Origin of the sequence: Mesorhizobium loti R88b, assembly GCF_013170845.1 — a bacterium.
GTDB classification, from domain to species: domain Bacteria; phylum Pseudomonadota; class Alphaproteobacteria; order Rhizobiales; family Rhizobiaceae; genus Mesorhizobium; species Mesorhizobium loti_B.
On the sequence record NZ_CP033367.1, the window covers coordinates 3,717,593 to 3,731,989 of the forward strand.

Below are 14,397 nucleotides of genomic sequence, written 5' to 3' on the forward strand. Positions count from 1 at the left end.
ACATCACAACATGAACTGGCTGCTGGACCTCACTCCCGACGAATGGAATGCGGTCCGGCTGTCCATCAAGGTGGCGACGGTGGCGATGCTTTTCAGCCTGCCACCGGGCATCCTGATCGCGCTGCTGCTGGCCCGAGGCCAGTTCTGGGGCAAGACGCTGCTCAACGGATTGGTTCATCTGCCGCTGATCCTGCCGCCTGTCGTGACCGGTTATCTCTTGCTGTTGACGTTCGGCAAACGTGGTCCGGCCGGCGCCTTCCTGGCCGAGCATTTCGGCATTGTCTTCTCGTTTCGCTGGACAGGTGCGGCACTTGCCTGCGGCATAATGGGCTTTCCCCTCATGGTGCGGGCGATCCGGCTGTCGATCGAGGCGGTGGACCGCAAGATGGAGGCGGCGGCGGGAACGCTTGGCGCCAATCCTTTGTGGGTGTTTGCGACCATCACGCTGCCGTTGATCCTGCCCGGGCTGATCGCCGGCGCCATCCTGGCTTTCGCCAAGGCGATGGGGGAATTCGGTGCGACAATCACTTTCGTCTCCAACATTCCCGGCGAGACGCAGACGCTGCCGTCGGCGATCTACACCTTCACGCAAGTGCCGGGCGGTGATGAGGGCGCGCTCCGCCTGACGCTGATCTCCATAATCATTTCGATGGCGGCACTGGTCGCATCGGAAGTGTTGGCGCGGCGGGTCGGCCGGCGGATGGACATCGAATGAGCGTCCTCGTCGACATCAGCCATCGGCTCGGCAATTTCGCCATCGACGTCCGCTTCGAGAGTGCTGGACGGCTGACGGCACTGTTCGGGCCGTCAGGTTCCGGCAAGACGACGCTGATCAACATGATCGCCGGCCTGATCCGGCCCGACAAGGGCCGCATCGAGGTCGATGGTCGCGTGCTGGTCGATACCGACGCCGGGGTTTTCGTACCGAAGCACAAGCGCCGCATCGGCATGGTGTTTCAGGACGCGCGGCTGTTTCCGCATATGAGTGTCGCCAGCAATTTGCGTTACGGCCGCTGGTTCACGCCAGCGGCGGAGCGTTACGCAGAGATCGATTCGGTTGTCGACCTGCTCGGCATCGGGCCGCTGCTGAACAGGCGCCCGGCAAAGCTGTCCGGCGGCGAAAAGCAGCGTGTGGCGATCGGCCGGGCGCTGCTGGCAAGCCCCAGATTGCTGCTCATGGACGAGCCGCTGGCCTCTCTCGACGAAGCGCGCAAGGCCGAAATCCTGCCCTATCTCGAGCGGCTGCGCGACGAGACGAAGATTCCGATCGTCTATGTCAGCCATTCGGTCGCCGAGGTGGCGCGGCTGGCCAGCGACGTGGTGACGCTGGCGCAAGGCAAGGTCGTCGCCAGCGGTCCGACCGAGGCCGTGATGCAAAGGCTCGACTTGTTGCCGGCGGAAGAGCGCGGCGAGGGCGGCGCGGTGCTCGACACCAAGGTGCTGCGCCACGACGAGGTGTTCGGCATGACCGTGCTCGGATCGGCTGCCGGCGAGATCCGCGTGCCGAGGCTGGCGATCAACGCCGGTGCGCCGGTGCGTATCCGCATCCGCGCCCGCGATGTGATGATCGCCACGGAGAAACCCACGGGCCTCAGTGCACTCAACATACTGCCCGGCACGATCGTCGCGATCAGCCCGGGCGAGGGGCCGGCGGTCGAGGTTGGCATCAGTTGCAATGGCGCAACCGTGCTGGCCCGTATCACCGAACAATCGCGACAGGCGCTGAAGCTTCAGCTTGGCGGCAAGGTTTTCGCGGTCATCAAGACTGTGAGCTTTGACCGGGCGAACACCGGCGCCGGCCTGCCCGTCGAGGCGGATGGATGAAGGTCGCTATGTCTTTTTGGAATAGCGGTTTTGCCGAAGAGCTTCTAGTGTGGAGATCGGACGTGACCGCGGAGGAGCAAAAATGCCGTCGCTGAGCTTGCGGATAAATCTCGATCCCGACGGGCGCATAGGTCCGGGCAAGATCGAGCTGCTGGAGCACATCGCCACCTTCGGCTCGATCTCAGCCGCAGCGCGCGGCATGGAGATGTCCTACAAGCACGCCTGGGACCTGGTCGAGGACATGAACCGTGTGTTCGGCAAGCCGCTGGTCGCGGCGCAGACCGGAGGCCGCAAGGGCGGCGGCGCGCAACTGACGACGGTTGGCCTGGCCGTGGTCAGCCGTTTTCGCGCCATCGAGCGGGCGGCGAGCGCCGCGGCGTCGACGCATATGGATGCACTGCAGGCGGAGATCGATGCCGGGTGAGATCGACTGGAAACTCTACCCCGACGGGCGACTAGCGCGATTTTCTGCGCTTCCGGTGCTCACGGACTTTAATGTCCGCTCCGCTCCGGTTCTCGAAATTCACGCTATTCACCTCGTCGGGACGAGTTTCGAGCCGATCTCAGCGTTGGCGCCACAAGGGATTAGTTCTCCTCCGGCTCGCCATGTTTGCGCAGCAGGTAGGTGTCCATGATCCAGCCCTTTTTCTTGCGGGCCTCTTCGCGGGTTCTCTCAATCTCTGCGCCAACATCGCCAAGGCGGCCCGAGACAAGAATCTCGTCAGGCGTGCCGAGGTAGGCGCCCCAATGGATGGTGACATCCTTGTCATCCAGCGTGTTGAAGGCGCATTTGCCGTCCAGCATGACGACCGTGCTGCCGGCATTTTCGGCCAGGCCTTCCTCGGTGAGCTTGCGCCCGGTGGTGACCAAGATGGAATCGCCGATGCGGTTCAGCGCCATTTTATGGCCGGCGGCCAACGCCTGGATGGCTGTGATGCCGGGGATGACCTCAAGCTCGAAGCCAACGTTGCCCCTCAGCCGCACCCGCTCGAGGATGCGCAGCGCGCTGTCGTAGAGCGAGGGGTCGCCCCAGATCAGGAAAGCGCCGCAACCGTCTTCCGCAATCTCGTCGCGGATCAGGCCTTCGTAAATGGCGGCGATGGCTTCGTGCCAGTCGTCGACGGTCGAGCGATAGGACGGCGCCGGCTGGGCGCGCACCGGCACGTCGAATTCGACCCGGCGCGACTTCGGGTTGGTGACAAAGCGGTCGCAGATCCCGCGCCGCAACTCGGCAAGATCGGTTTTGTCAGCGCCCTTGTCGGGGATGAACAGCACATCGGCGCGGTTCAGGCCTGATATGGCCTGAACCGTCATGTGGTCGGGATTGCCGGCGCCGATGCCGATGACGAGAAGCTTGCGCATGGGCGAACTCCTGCCCGATCGGAACTTGTTAGTCCAGACCGCTTGCGTGGCCAGACCGACCACTGTGGCGTACTCACGCATGCGGAAGGGCTTTGAAACGCCACATTGAAACGGCTAGGGTCGACCAGGCATTCCAGCCGAGGGGGCTTCGATGTTGCGATATGTTCTGACCGTGGCGCTGGCGCTTTCAGCCGCGCCGGCACTGGCCAATGACTCAACCGCCGAACTCGGCACCGGTGGCCTCATTCTGTCGCGTAACGATGCGGTGGCGATGCGGAGCGAGGACCTCTTCATTTCGCCCGAAAAGGTGACCGTCGACTACGTCTTCCACAACAACACCGACAAGGATGTCAGCGCGATCGTGGCCTTTCCGATGCCCGACATTTCGGGCGATCCCGAAGAAATGCCGGCGATCCCGGAAAATCAGAGTGACAATTTCCTCGGCTTCGAGGTGACGATCGACGGCGCGCCGGCAAAGCCGCAGCTCGAACAGAAGGTGTTTGCGCTCGGCATCGACATCAGCGCCGACCTGAAGGCGCAGAATGTGCCGTTCAACCCGTTTGGCGATGCGGCTAAGGCGGCATTGGCAAAACTGCCAAAGGCGGTGGCAGATGACTGGGTCAATCGCGGCATCATCATCGAGGATCCGGAAGGCGACCAAAGCGCCACACCGTCCTATGCGCCATGGTGGCAGCTTCGCTCGACCTATTGGTGGCGCTCGACCTTTCCGGCCAACAAGGACGTCCATGTTTCGCACCGCTACAAGCCGAGCGTCGGCGGCACGTCCTCGGTCAGTTTCTTCTATGATGGCAAGTTCCAGGGACGGTACGCCGCCTACAAGACCCGCTATTGCCTGGACGATGCGTTCGAAAATGCGGTGCGCCAGGCTGCGAAGGCCGACGGCTATCCGAAATTCTACGAAAACCGCATCGCCTATATCCTGACCACCGGCGGCAACTGGGCGGCCGGAACCATCGGCAAGTTCAAGCTGACCATCGACAAGGGCAATCCCAAAGCCATGGTCTCGTTCTGCGGCGACAATGTCAAAAAGGTCGGGCCGACGACCTTCGAGATGACTGCGGACGATTTCTATCCCGAGCACAATATCGATATCCTGCTGCTCGAACCCTCGGACAGCAATGGCGGGGACGCGAACTGATGCATGTTGCGATCTACGTCGCCATCGCCGAGAACGACGTGATCGGCCGCGACGGCGGGCTGCCCTGGCGGCTCTCCACCGATCTCAAGCGTTTCAAGGCCGACACGATGGGCAAGCCCATCATCATGGGCCGCAAGACCTATGAAGGGATCGGCCGGCCACTGCCGGGCAGGCTGAACATCGTCGTCACCCGCGAGAAGGCCTGGCGCGCCGAGGGCGTCGAGGTGGCGCATACGCTGGAAGCCGCGATCCAGCTGGCAACGGTGCGCGGACGTTGCATGGCTGGCGTGGACGAAGCCTGCGTCATCGGTGGTGGCGAAATCTATGCCCAGGCGCTGCCGCTGGCCGACCGGCTGCACGTCACCCATGTGCTGGCAGCCGTCGATGGGGACGCGCATTTCCCGCCGATCGACCCTCAGACATGGCGCCTGGTCAGTTCGCAGGAGGTTCCGGCGGGGGAAAAGGACAGCCACGCGACGCGCTATTCGGTTTACGAGCGCCGCAGCGAGATACATTGAAAGACGAAAAAGCTATTGAAAGACGACAAAGGGTCGCGACCGGCCCAAAACAGATGATGTCGGCGGGGCATCGCGTTGAAAGCGTGCTGCCACATCCCTATAGAAGAACAACACTGGATTTTGCGCCGTAACTCCGGCGCTTGAGGGAATTCCAAGCGAAAGGACATTCATGCCCTGGAACGACAAGAGCGGCGGTGGCGGCGGCCCATGGGGCGGCGGCGGCGGCGGTAACAATCAAGGGCCCTGGGGACAGGGGCCGAAGGGGCCAAGCGGCCCGCAAGGGTCGCCTCCCGACCTCGAGGACATCATCCGCCGTGGCCAGGACCGGTTGCGGCGTGCGCTGCCCGGTGGCGGCGGTGCCAGTCCGGCCGTGTTCGGCCTGATCGCCGCGGTGCTGGTCGTTCTGTGGGCATTCCAGGCAGTCTATACCGTGCAGCCTGATGAGGTCGCAGTCGAACTGCGCTTTGGCAAGCCGAAGCCCCAACTCTCTCAGCCCGGCTTGCATTTCCACTGGTGGCCGCTTGAGACCGTCGAGACGGCCAAGATTTCCGAGCAGCTCGTCGACATTGGCGGCGGCAACACCAGCGGCAACGGCCTGATGCTGTCGGGAGACCAGAACATCGTCAACGTGCAGTTCTCGGTGGCCTATCAGGTGTCCGATCCCCGCGCCTACCTGTTCGACGTCTCCGATCCCGATGGCATGCTGCGGCAGGTCGCCGAAAGCGCCATGCGCGAAGCCGTCGGCCGCCGGCCGGCGCAGGACATCTTTCGCGATGACCGCCAGGGCATAGCGGCGTCGGTGCGCGAAATCATCCAGACGACGCTGGACGGCTACAAGGCCGGTCTCAACGTCAACGCCGTCTCCATCGAGGATGCAGCACCGCCACGCGAAGTGGCCGATGCGTTCGACGAAGTGCAGCGCGCCGAGCAGGACGAGGACAAGTTCGTCGAGCAGGCCAACCAATATTCCAACCAGAAGCTCGGCCAGGCGCGCGGCGAGGCGGCACAGGTCCGTGAAGACGCGGCCGCCTACAAGAACCGCGTGGTGCAGGAAGCCGAAGGTGAGGCCCAGCGCTTCATCTCGGTCTATGACGAATACGTCAAAGCTCCCGACGTCACGCGCAAGCGGCTTTATCTGGAAACCATGGAGAAGGTTCTGAAGGATTCGAGCAAGGTCATCGTCGAGCAGGGCAACGGACAAGGCGTCGTGCCTTATCTGCCGCTGCCGGCATTGCAGCCGAAACCGCCGGCACCGGCCGCGCCTGCCGCGAACACGGGAGGTACCCAGTGATGGCCAACCGTCTTCCCATCTTCGTCGTCGTAGCGGCGGTCATCCTGTTCCTGATCTATTCCTCGGTCTTCGTGGTCAATGCCCGCCAGCAGGCGCTGGTGCTTCGCTTCGGCGAGATCGTCGACGTCAAGAGCGAGCCTGGCATCTATTTCAAGGCGCCGTTCTCGTTCTTCGACGCCGACACCGTGCAGCTGATCGAGAACCGGGTGCTGCGGTTCGATCTCGACAACATCCGCGTCCAGGTGTCGGGCGGCAAGTTCTATGAGGTCGATGCCTTCATCGCCTATCGCATCTCGGATCCGCGCGTCTTCCGTGCCGCCGTATCCGGTCAGATCGAACTGGCTGAAGCGCGCCTGCGGACCCGTCTCGACGCTGCCTTGCGCCGCGTTTACGGTCTGCGCGATTTCGAGGCGGCGCTTTCGGAAGAGCGTGCGGTGATGATGCGCGAAGTGCGCGATCAGCTCCGGCCCGACGCCACCTCGCTTGGCCTGCAGATCGAGGATGTCCGCATCCGCCGTACCGACCTCACGGCCGAGGTTTCACAGCAGACCTACGACCGCATGAAGGCGGAACGCCTGGCGGAAGCGGCGCGGCTTAGGGCACGGGGCAACGAAGCGGCACAGCGCATCACGGCGCGGGCTGATCGCGAAGTGGTCGAGATCGTCGCCGAAGCGCAAAAGGAGTCCGAGATCCTGCGCGGCGAGGGCGAAGCCCAGCGCAGCGCCACCTTCGCCGGAGCCTATCAGCGCGATCCCGCCTTCTTCGACTTCTACCGCTCGATGAATGCCTATGGCACCGCACTGGACAACACCGGAACGACGATGGTTCTGTCGCCGAATTCGGAGTTCTTCCGCTTCTTCCGTGACCCCGACGGCAAGGAAGGGCAGGCGAAGCCGACACCGGCGGCTCCAGCAGCACCGGCGACGGCACCTGCAGCGCCGGCGACACAACCCAGCACCGGCCAGCAATAGCCGGTGCAGGACTTTCTCGCCGCCATGGGCCTCGTCCTCGTGATTGAAGGGCTGGTCTATGGCGGCTTTCCCGGCCTTGCCAGGAAACTTGCCACTGAAGTGCTGTCGCTGCCGGAAAATGCCTTACGGATCGCCGGGCTGGTTGCGATCGCCTTCGGTGTCGGCATCGTTTGGCTGGTGCGGGGCGGATGAGGGCAGCGTCGTCGCGGAATAACGAGCGATTTGCACTCTGCCGATAGCCACAGCCGCAAACGTGCCGTATTTCTTGCCATCATGGCGCTACGCGGCGTTTTCGTCGAAGCGCTTTTCTCTTTTTAGAATTCCGGGAGGCTTCTCGATGACATCCACATCCCTTTTGCGCGCGGCACGGCGGACGCTGATCGCCGGAACAGCAGCACTTATTGTCGGCGCAACCGCCGTCCCGTCCTTTACGCCGCCGGCCTTCGCAGCCGATGGACCTGCCTCAGTGGCTGACCTGGCGGACCGTGTGCTGGGCGCGGTGGTCAACATCTCGACCTCGCAGACAGTGAAGGGCACGGAAGGTCCGGGCGCGGTGCCGATGCCGCAGCTGCCGGAAGGGTCGCCCTTCCAGGATTTCTTCGACGATTTCTTCAAAAACAAGGGCGGCGACAAGGATGCCGGCTCGCAGAAGGTCCAGTCGCTGGGCTCCGGCTTCGTCATCGACGCCGAGCAAGGCATCGTCGTCACCAACAACCACGTGATCGCGGATGCCGACGATATCGAGGTCAATTTCTCCGATGGCATCACCTTGAAGGCGACGCTGGTCGGCACCGACACCAAGACCGATGTCGCGGTGCTCAAGGTCGATCCGAAGGGCCACAAGCTGACCGCGGTGAAGTTCGGCGATTCCACCAAGATGCGCGTCGGCGACTGGGTGATGGCGGTCGGCAATCCCTTCGGCCTCGGCGGAACGGTCACGGTCGGCATCGTCTCGGCCCGCAACCGCGATATCAATTCCGGCCCCTATGACGACTTCATCCAGACCGATGCCGCGATCAATCGCGGCAATTCGGGCGGCCCGCTGTTCAACAGCGCGGGTGAAGTCATCGGCATGAACACCGCGATCATTTCGCCGTCCGGCGGTTCGATCGGCATCGGTTTCTCGATTCCCTCGCAGCTTGCCTCGGGCGTCGTCGATCAGCTGCGTCAGTATGGCGAGACACGGCGCGGCTGGCTCGGCGTGCGTATCCAGCCGGTGACGGACGACATCGCCGAAAGCCTCGGCATGGCGACGGCCAAGGGTGCGCTGGTGGCCGGCGTCATCAAGGGCGGACCTGTCGACAACGGCACCATCCAGGCTGGCGACGTCATCATCAAGTTCGACGGCAAGGACATCCATGAAATGCGCGACCTGCCGCGCGTCGTCGCCGAAAGCCCGGTCGGCAAGGCGGTCGACGTGCTGATCGTGCGCAAGGGCGTCGAGCAGACGGTGAAGGTGACGCTCGGACGGCTCGAGGATGGCGAGAAGCTCGCCAGTGGCGAGAATGGCAACACCGACCAGGACAAGGGCGACAAGACTCCGGCCGTTTCGACCGCCTCGGTGCTCGGCATGACCGTCGGCGAGATCAATGACGAAACGCGCAAGAAGTTCGGCATCGCGGCCGATGTTTCCGGCGTCGTCATCACCGATGTGGCCAAGGACTCGGCCGCTGCCGAGCGCGGCATCCAGCCCGGCGAAGTGATCACCGAGATCGCACAGGAATCGGTCGCCACGCCCAAGGACGTCATGGACCGGATCGGCGCGCTGAAGGAGCAGGGGCGCAAGAACGCGCTCTTGATGCTGGCGTCCAAGACCGGTGAGTTGCGCTTCGTGACGATCCGGATGGATTGAGGTTTCAATCCGCGGATTTCAAAAGGCGGCTAACCAGCCGCCTTTTTTCTTGCATGCCAGTCGTCCCGCGAAAGCCTGTAGAAAACATGCCGCTTGAGTGCGGGATGGCTATCGGGAATGCCGGGGTGGTCAAAATCGGCAGAGGGATCGGCGGTCATGCCGAGGCGTTCCATGACGGCGGTGGAGCGCCTGTTGTTATCGACGGCGAAACAGACGATCTCGCCAAGTCCGAGCTTTTCGAAGCCGTAGGCCAGCCAGGCTTCCGAGGCCTCTGTGACGTAGCCCTTGCCCCAGAATTCGGGTGCCAGCCGCCAGCCGATCTCGATGGTGCCCGCCGGCAGGAACGGCAAGTGGTCGGTTCCCATCAGGCCGGCAAAGCCGACGCACTGATCTGATGCGGCGATCTCGACCGCGGTAAAGCCATAGCCTTTTTGCTCGATCGATGCGCGCAATTCATCCATCTTGGCATCCGCCTGGGCACGGTCACGGCGGAACGGGAAGAACTCCATGACGCGCTCATCGGAGTTGATACGATGGAAGAGCTCACGGTCACGGTCTGCCCAATTGCGCAGGATGAGCCGCTCGGTGCGCATGGGTTTCATCTAGCGAACTCTTCTTGGCGATAACCCTGCAGATAGAGCAATGCGGTCAGGTCGCCGTGGTCGATGCGAGCCTTCGCCTGCGCAGCCACTGTCGGTTTGGCATGCAGCGCCACACCGGTTCCGGCAAGGTGGATCATGTCGAGATCATTGGCGCCATCACCGACGGCGATCGCGTCGGCCGGCGTCAATCCAAGGCGGGCCGAGATTTCGATCAGGGCATCTGCCTTGGCGGCGCGGCCGAGGATCGGCTCGCCGACCAGGCCGGTGAAGCGTCCGTCCTGTTCGAGCAGGCGATTGGCACGGTTTTCCTGGAATCCGAGCATGGAAGCGATGCGCGTCGTGAACACTTCGAAGCCGCCCGAGACAAGTGCCGTCCAGGCGCCGTTGGCGCGCATGGTCTGGACCAGCGCGCGGCCGCCAGAGGCCAATGTCAGCCGATTGGCGACGATGCGGTCGACGACGGCGGCATCGAGGCCCTTCAGAAGTGCAACGCGCTCGCGCAACGCCGGCTCGAAGGCGATCTCGCCATTCATCGACCGCGCGGTGATCGCCGCAACGCGATCCTTGACGCCAATCTCGTCGGCCAGTTCGTCGATGCATTCCTGGTCGATCATGGTCGAATCCATGTCGGCGATGAGGATTTTCTTGCGGCGCGTTTCGGCCTGCTGGACGATCACGTCGACCGGTTCCGCGGCCAGTGCTGCCCGCAGGGCATCAGTGGTCTCGGTGGGATCAGCCTCTTGCGGCAAGGCAAGATCGCAGGCAATGCCTTCGGCCAGCCAGACGACAGCGCTTGCGCCCACCGACCGTGAGGCCATATTCGCAAGCGACGGCGACAGAGCGCGGTCGGCGGGACGGGAAACAAGCGTGGCAATGAGCGGCATCGAGAATTCCGGCACGGATGCGGGCGAAGGCCGCGTGAAGAACGCGATCCTGATAGCCGGGCCGACCGCCAGCGGCAAGTCGGCACTCGCACTCGATCTGGCCGAACGCACGGGCGGCGTCATCGTCAACACCGATTCCATGCAAGGCTATTCGGTGCTCGATGTGCTGACCGCCCGGCCGGAGCCGGCCGACCTGGCGAGAGTGCCGCATTTTCTCTACGGCCATGTCCATCCCGGTACCGCCTATTCGACCGGCGCGTGGCTGCGCGATGTGATGAAACTCATCGACGACGGAACGCTGTCACGGCGGCCAGTCTTCGTCGGCGGCACCGGGCTTTATTTTCGCGCGCTGGCCGAGGGCATTTCGGAAATGCCTGATATTCCGGCGCGCATCCGCGACCGCTGGCGCTATGAGCTGAAGGAGCAAGGCGCGGTCAAGCTGCACGCGCTGCTGCTGCGCGAGGATTCGAAAGCCGCCATGCAGCTGAAGCCGACGGACAGCCAACGGGTCGTGCGAGCGCTCGAAGTTCTCGACGCCTCCGGCCGATCGATCCTGGAATGGCAGGCCGAGCGCGGCCGGCCGCTCATCGACAGGCAGACCGCGCATTTCCTCGTCATCGAGCCGGACCGGGCGGCGCTTGTCGATCGCATTGAAAGGCGTTTCGACCAGATGCTGGACAAGGGCGCGCTGGAGGAAGTCAGGCAAATTGCGGCCCTTCGCCTCAATGACGACCTGCCGGCGATGAAGGCGATCGGTGTTCGCGAATTGCAGGCGGCGATGGCTGGACAATCCAGCTTTCCCGAAGCGATCGAGCGCGCCAAGATCGCGACCCGGCAATATGCCAAGCGGCAGGCGACGTGGTTTCGCCATCAACTGGGGCCGCAATGGCAAAGATTGCGCCCCGGTGACGATCTCGAAACCACGATCCAAACACTTGTTGCTAATGCAACTTAAAAAGTTGACCTTGAGGGAAGGGTTCGCGCCGAAGTTGTTGCAATTAACGCTCCGTAAGGCGGTCCGTGCCATAAGATCGGTGGGCACTTTCGATCGGGGAGCAGATGCGTTTCCATAAGGCGGAATCCGCTTTTTTCGTCTTTATTTTCGTGATCCTCGCCGCTGGCCTGGTGACACTGCATGCCTATGGGCTCTTGCAATCCTTCGCCACGGAACTCACCACGCAGTCCGGCATGGACAAAGTCATCTATCTCAACAAGCTGTTGTTCGCGACCGGCGTGCTGCTGGCGACCGCGCTGTTTTTCGGTATCTTCTTCATCTACCCGCTGATCCGCAAACAGGCGACGGAGGAAGGCAAGCTGCGCGCCATGACGGTTTCGCTCAGCGCCCGCTCCGAAACGCTCGAGCACGCCGCCCTGACCGATGGCCTGACCGGGATGCAGAACCGGCGCTATTTCGACGATGCGCTGAAGGAATATCTCGAGGAGTTCCGGCGCATCGAGAAGCCGGTCGGGCTGATGATCCTGGATCTCGATCATTTCAAGCAGGTCAATGACACGCACGGACATGATGTCGGCGACGAGGTGCTCAAGGCTGTCGCCAACTGCCTCAAGGATATGACACGTTTCCACGATGTGGTGGCGCGGCTGGGCGGCGAGGAGTTTGCGGTGGTCACACCCAATATGGAGGCGGAGTTGCTGGCCAAATTCGCCGAGCGCATCCGCAAGGCGATCGCCAACATGTCCGTCCTTTCAGGCAATGTCCGGCTCAAGATCACCACCAGCGTCGGTCTTGCCGTCTGGGACCGCAAGGAAACGGCGGAAGAGTTCTATCGCCGCGCCGACCGCCAGCTCTATGAGGCGAAGAGGCAAGGCCGCAACCGCGTCTGCGCCTAAAATCCCATCATTGAATTCGTGAAGCCGGCCCTCTGCCGCTGTTTTCTGCGCTTCCGGTGCTCACGGACCAAAAGTCCGCTCCGCTCCGGTTCTCGAAAACCGCACCAGCCGACTCGGCCTGACGAATTCCCTGACTGGATTTACCCTGGCTGGCCAACGAAGCTCGGCGCTTGGATGTTTGAAGCAGGTGCTCAGATTATCGGCAGGTGGACTTGACGCCAGACTCAATCGTTCTGGGGGCGCATGCCGAAAGTGGCGGGCTTCAGGCCGTAGCGCATGTCGAAATCGTCTTCCGACGGCGTTCGGGTGGCCGGCGGCTTGCGGTAGTCGGGATCGCCGGCCTGGCGGCCGGAATCGACCACTTCGGCGAAGGCCATCGCCTGCTGCGACGGTTTCGGCACGTTGCGCAGCCGCTCGACAATCGCCACCAGATCGACATCGTCGTTGGCCTTTGGCGCCTCGGTCTCTTCGCGCTTGGCCGTGCCGGGAAGCAGGTGGCTGGGCAGTCGTTCGAACTTCAGCCGCATGGTGGTCGCCACGCCTTCGCCGAAGGCAATGGCTTCGCGCTGGCCCATGGACGACAGGAAGGCAAGGCTCGAGGCGGACGAGTCGGCGATGGCCGAACGGATGATCGCCTGGTCCTGCTCATTGGCGAGCCGCATGGCAAAGAAGGTCGAGCATTGCGACAGGATGGTCGGGTCGAGCTCGCCCGGACGCTGGGTGACGACGCCGAGATAGCAGCCATATTTGCGGCCTTCCTTGGCAATGCGCGACAGCGCGTGCCTTGTCGGCGCGAAGCCGAGACGCGGATCGGCCGGCATATAGCGATGCGCTTCCTCGCACAGCAACAGGAGTTGCAGCTTGCCCTCGCTCCACAGAGCGAGATCGAAGGCCAGACGCGCCAGCACCGAACAGACGGAATTGACCACTTCGGAGGGCATGCCGGCCATCTCGAAGCAGGTCACCGGGCGGCCGTGATGCGGCACGCGGAAAATGTTGCCGATCGTCTCGTGGATGGTGTCCTCGATCAGGCGCGAATTGAACATGAAGCGGTAGCGCGGATCGGCGGCTGCCGATTCGATGCGCGTCTTCAGCGATTTGAGCGTCGGGCGCTCGTTCTTGCTTTCGAGCATGCCCATACGCTCGTCGATCTGCTTGAGCAGGTCGGCGACGCGGTAAGGCACCGGCGTATCGGCGGTCAGCGCATCATTCCCGCGCCGGAGATAAGCGCCTGAATTCGGGTTGCGGTAGAGATTCTTGGCGAGCGGAATGAGGTCGCGCAGGGCGTCGATCTCTTCAGGGACCGTTTCGCGGCCGCGAAACAGCACCTCGGCGAATTCCTCGAGCTTGAACATCCAGAACGGCAGGTCGAGCGTCTTGGAATCGACCCTGACGCAATATTCCGGCAGCGATGAAGCAAACTCATTGTGTGGATCAAGGATAAGGATGCGCAGATCAGGGCGTGCCTGGATCGATTTGCGCAGCAGCAGCGAGACGGCGGTGGACTTGCCGACGCCGGTGGTGCCGACAACGGCGAAATGGCGAGCCAGCGTGTCGTCAATGGCGATGTTGGCGGCGATCGTCTCGTCCTGTGCCAGAGAGCCGATGGTAATGGAATGGCGGCCGGCGAGATCATAGACCGCCTGCAGGTCGCGGGTACGGATGCGGTGCGCGACCGCACCGATATGCGGATAGGTGGTGATGCCGCGGTCGAAGATTGGCCTGGCGCCGGGCTCGGCGCCGTCGCGCACTTCACCGACCAGCTCGATGCTGACCTCGATGGGGTTCTGGCCCTCGTTGCTCCAGGCGCGGTTCGATTTGCCGATCGCGTAAACGAGACCCACGGTTCGCGTCGTGCCCAGATTGATCGAGATCATCTTGCCGACCGTCCACAGGCCGGTGACAGATCCGTCGATGTCGTCGGCATAGGCGGCGATGGTGGCGCGCGCGCCGTCGCATTGCACCACATTGCCCAGGATGCGCCGGTCGTTCTGCTCTGCGTTGCGGCGCTCCTGCGATGTCGGTTCTCCGACGCAAGCTTCGCGTTCGACATACATGGATAGGCCAATCCCCATTTCCCTGG

15 protein-coding genes are annotated in these 14,397 nt (G+C 63.0%); 11 read left to right on the top strand and 4 right to left on the bottom strand.

Annotated elements, in window-relative coordinates:
* Nucleotides 1-10 precede the first annotated feature (10 nt).
* The 3 genes from modB (at nucleotide 11) to EB235_RS18150 (ending at nucleotide 2,248) form a co-directional block, all read left to right on the top strand.
* Nucleotides 11-715, top strand: a complete 705-nt coding sequence (gene modB / locus EB235_RS18140) for a molybdate ABC transporter permease subunit (protein WP_027029646.1) — start codon at nucleotides 11-13, stop codon at nucleotides 713-715.
* Complete coding sequence (modC, locus tag EB235_RS18145) at nucleotides 712-1,824, top strand: molybdenum ABC transporter ATP-binding protein (protein WP_027029645.1); 1,113 nt, start codon at nucleotides 712-714, stop codon at nucleotides 1,822-1,824. The genes modB and modC overlap by 4 nt, the downstream gene beginning before the upstream one ends.
* Nucleotides 1,825-1,906: 82 nt before the next feature.
* Nucleotides 1,907-2,248, top strand: a complete 342-nt coding sequence (locus tag EB235_RS18150; protein WP_027029644.1) for a winged helix-turn-helix domain-containing protein — start codon at nucleotides 1,907-1,909, stop codon at nucleotides 2,246-2,248.
* A 161-nt stretch (nucleotides 2,249-2,409) separates the two neighbouring features.
* Here the strand turns inward: EB235_RS18150 and cobF are convergent, their stop codons facing one another.
* Complete coding sequence (cobF, locus tag EB235_RS18155) at nucleotides 2,410-3,186, bottom strand: precorrin-6A synthase (deacetylating) (RefSeq protein ID WP_027029643.1); 777 nt, start codon at nucleotides 3,184-3,186, stop codon at nucleotides 2,410-2,412.
* 151 nt (nucleotides 3,187-3,337) lie between these two features.
* Between cobF and EB235_RS18160 the strand changes: the two genes are divergently transcribed.
* The 6 genes from EB235_RS18160 (at nucleotide 3,338) to EB235_RS18185 (ending at nucleotide 8,977) form a co-directional block, all read left to right on the top strand.
* A complete protein-coding gene (locus EB235_RS18160; protein ID WP_027029642.1) occupies nucleotides 3,338-4,345 on the top strand; it encodes a DUF4424 domain-containing protein in 1,008 nt (335 codons plus the stop codon).
* Nucleotides 4,345-4,863, top strand: a complete 519-nt coding sequence (locus EB235_RS18165; RefSeq protein ID WP_027029641.1) for a dihydrofolate reductase — start codon at nucleotides 4,345-4,347, stop codon at nucleotides 4,861-4,863. Before EB235_RS18160 ends, EB235_RS18165 begins: the two co-directional genes overlap by 1 nt.
* Nucleotides 4,864-5,032: 169 nt before the next feature.
* On the top strand, nucleotides 5,033-6,154 hold the full coding sequence (hflK, locus tag EB235_RS18170; RefSeq protein WP_027029640.1) for an FtsH protease activity modulator HflK: 1,122 nt from the start codon (nucleotides 5,033-5,035) through the stop codon (nucleotides 6,152-6,154).
* Nucleotides 6,154-7,125: a protease modulator HflC gene (gene hflC, locus EB235_RS18175; RefSeq protein WP_027029639.1), complete on the top strand. Its 972-nt coding sequence runs from the start codon at nucleotides 6,154-6,156 to the stop codon at nucleotides 7,123-7,125. The genes hflK and hflC overlap by 1 nt, the downstream gene beginning before the upstream one ends.
* 3 nt (nucleotides 7,126-7,128) lie before the next feature.
* A complete protein-coding gene (locus tag EB235_RS18180; RefSeq protein WP_027029638.1) occupies nucleotides 7,129-7,317 on the top strand; it encodes a DUF2065 domain-containing protein in 189 nt (62 codons plus the stop codon).
* A 145-nt stretch (nucleotides 7,318-7,462) separates the two neighbouring features.
* On the top strand, nucleotides 7,463-8,977 hold the full coding sequence (locus EB235_RS18185; RefSeq protein ID WP_027029637.1) for a DegQ family serine endoprotease: 1,515 nt from the start codon (nucleotides 7,463-7,465) through the stop codon (nucleotides 8,975-8,977).
* Nucleotides 8,978-9,006: 29 nt separating this feature from the next.
* On the opposite strand, the gene EB235_RS18190 is transcribed toward EB235_RS18185, so the two are convergent.
* Together EB235_RS18190 and serB are read right to left on the bottom strand one after the other, a co-directional pair.
* Nucleotides 9,007-9,579 carry a GNAT family N-acetyltransferase gene (locus EB235_RS18190; protein ID WP_027029636.1) on the bottom strand — a complete coding sequence of 191 codons (573 nt, stop codon included), beginning with the start codon at nucleotides 9,577-9,579 and terminating at the stop codon, nucleotides 9,007-9,009.
* A complete protein-coding gene (serB, locus tag EB235_RS18195) occupies nucleotides 9,576-10,463 on the bottom strand; it encodes a phosphoserine phosphatase SerB (protein ID WP_027029635.1) in 888 nt (295 codons plus the stop codon). The genes EB235_RS18190 and serB overlap by 4 nt, the downstream gene beginning before the upstream one ends.
* On the opposite strand from serB, the gene miaA reads away from it, so the two are divergent.
* Entirely contained in the window at nucleotides 10,453-11,418 is a 966-nt protein-coding gene (miaA, locus tag EB235_RS18200) for a tRNA (adenosine(37)-N6)-dimethylallyltransferase MiaA (RefSeq protein ID WP_027029633.1), read from the top strand. The two genes, serB and miaA, sit on opposite strands and share 11 nt — an antisense overlap.
* A 104-nt stretch (nucleotides 11,419-11,522) precedes the next feature.
* Nucleotides 11,523-12,314: a GGDEF domain-containing protein gene (locus EB235_RS18205; protein WP_027029632.1), complete on the top strand. Its 792-nt coding sequence runs from the start codon at nucleotides 11,523-11,525 to the stop codon at nucleotides 12,312-12,314.
* 224 nt (nucleotides 12,315-12,538) lie between these two features.
* Here the strand turns inward: EB235_RS18205 and EB235_RS18210 are convergent, their stop codons facing one another.
* Nucleotides 12,539-14,371, bottom strand: a complete 1,833-nt coding sequence (locus tag EB235_RS18210; RefSeq protein WP_027029631.1) for an ATP-binding protein — start codon at nucleotides 14,369-14,371, stop codon at nucleotides 12,539-12,541.
* Nucleotides 14,372-14,397 lie beyond the last annotated feature (26 nt).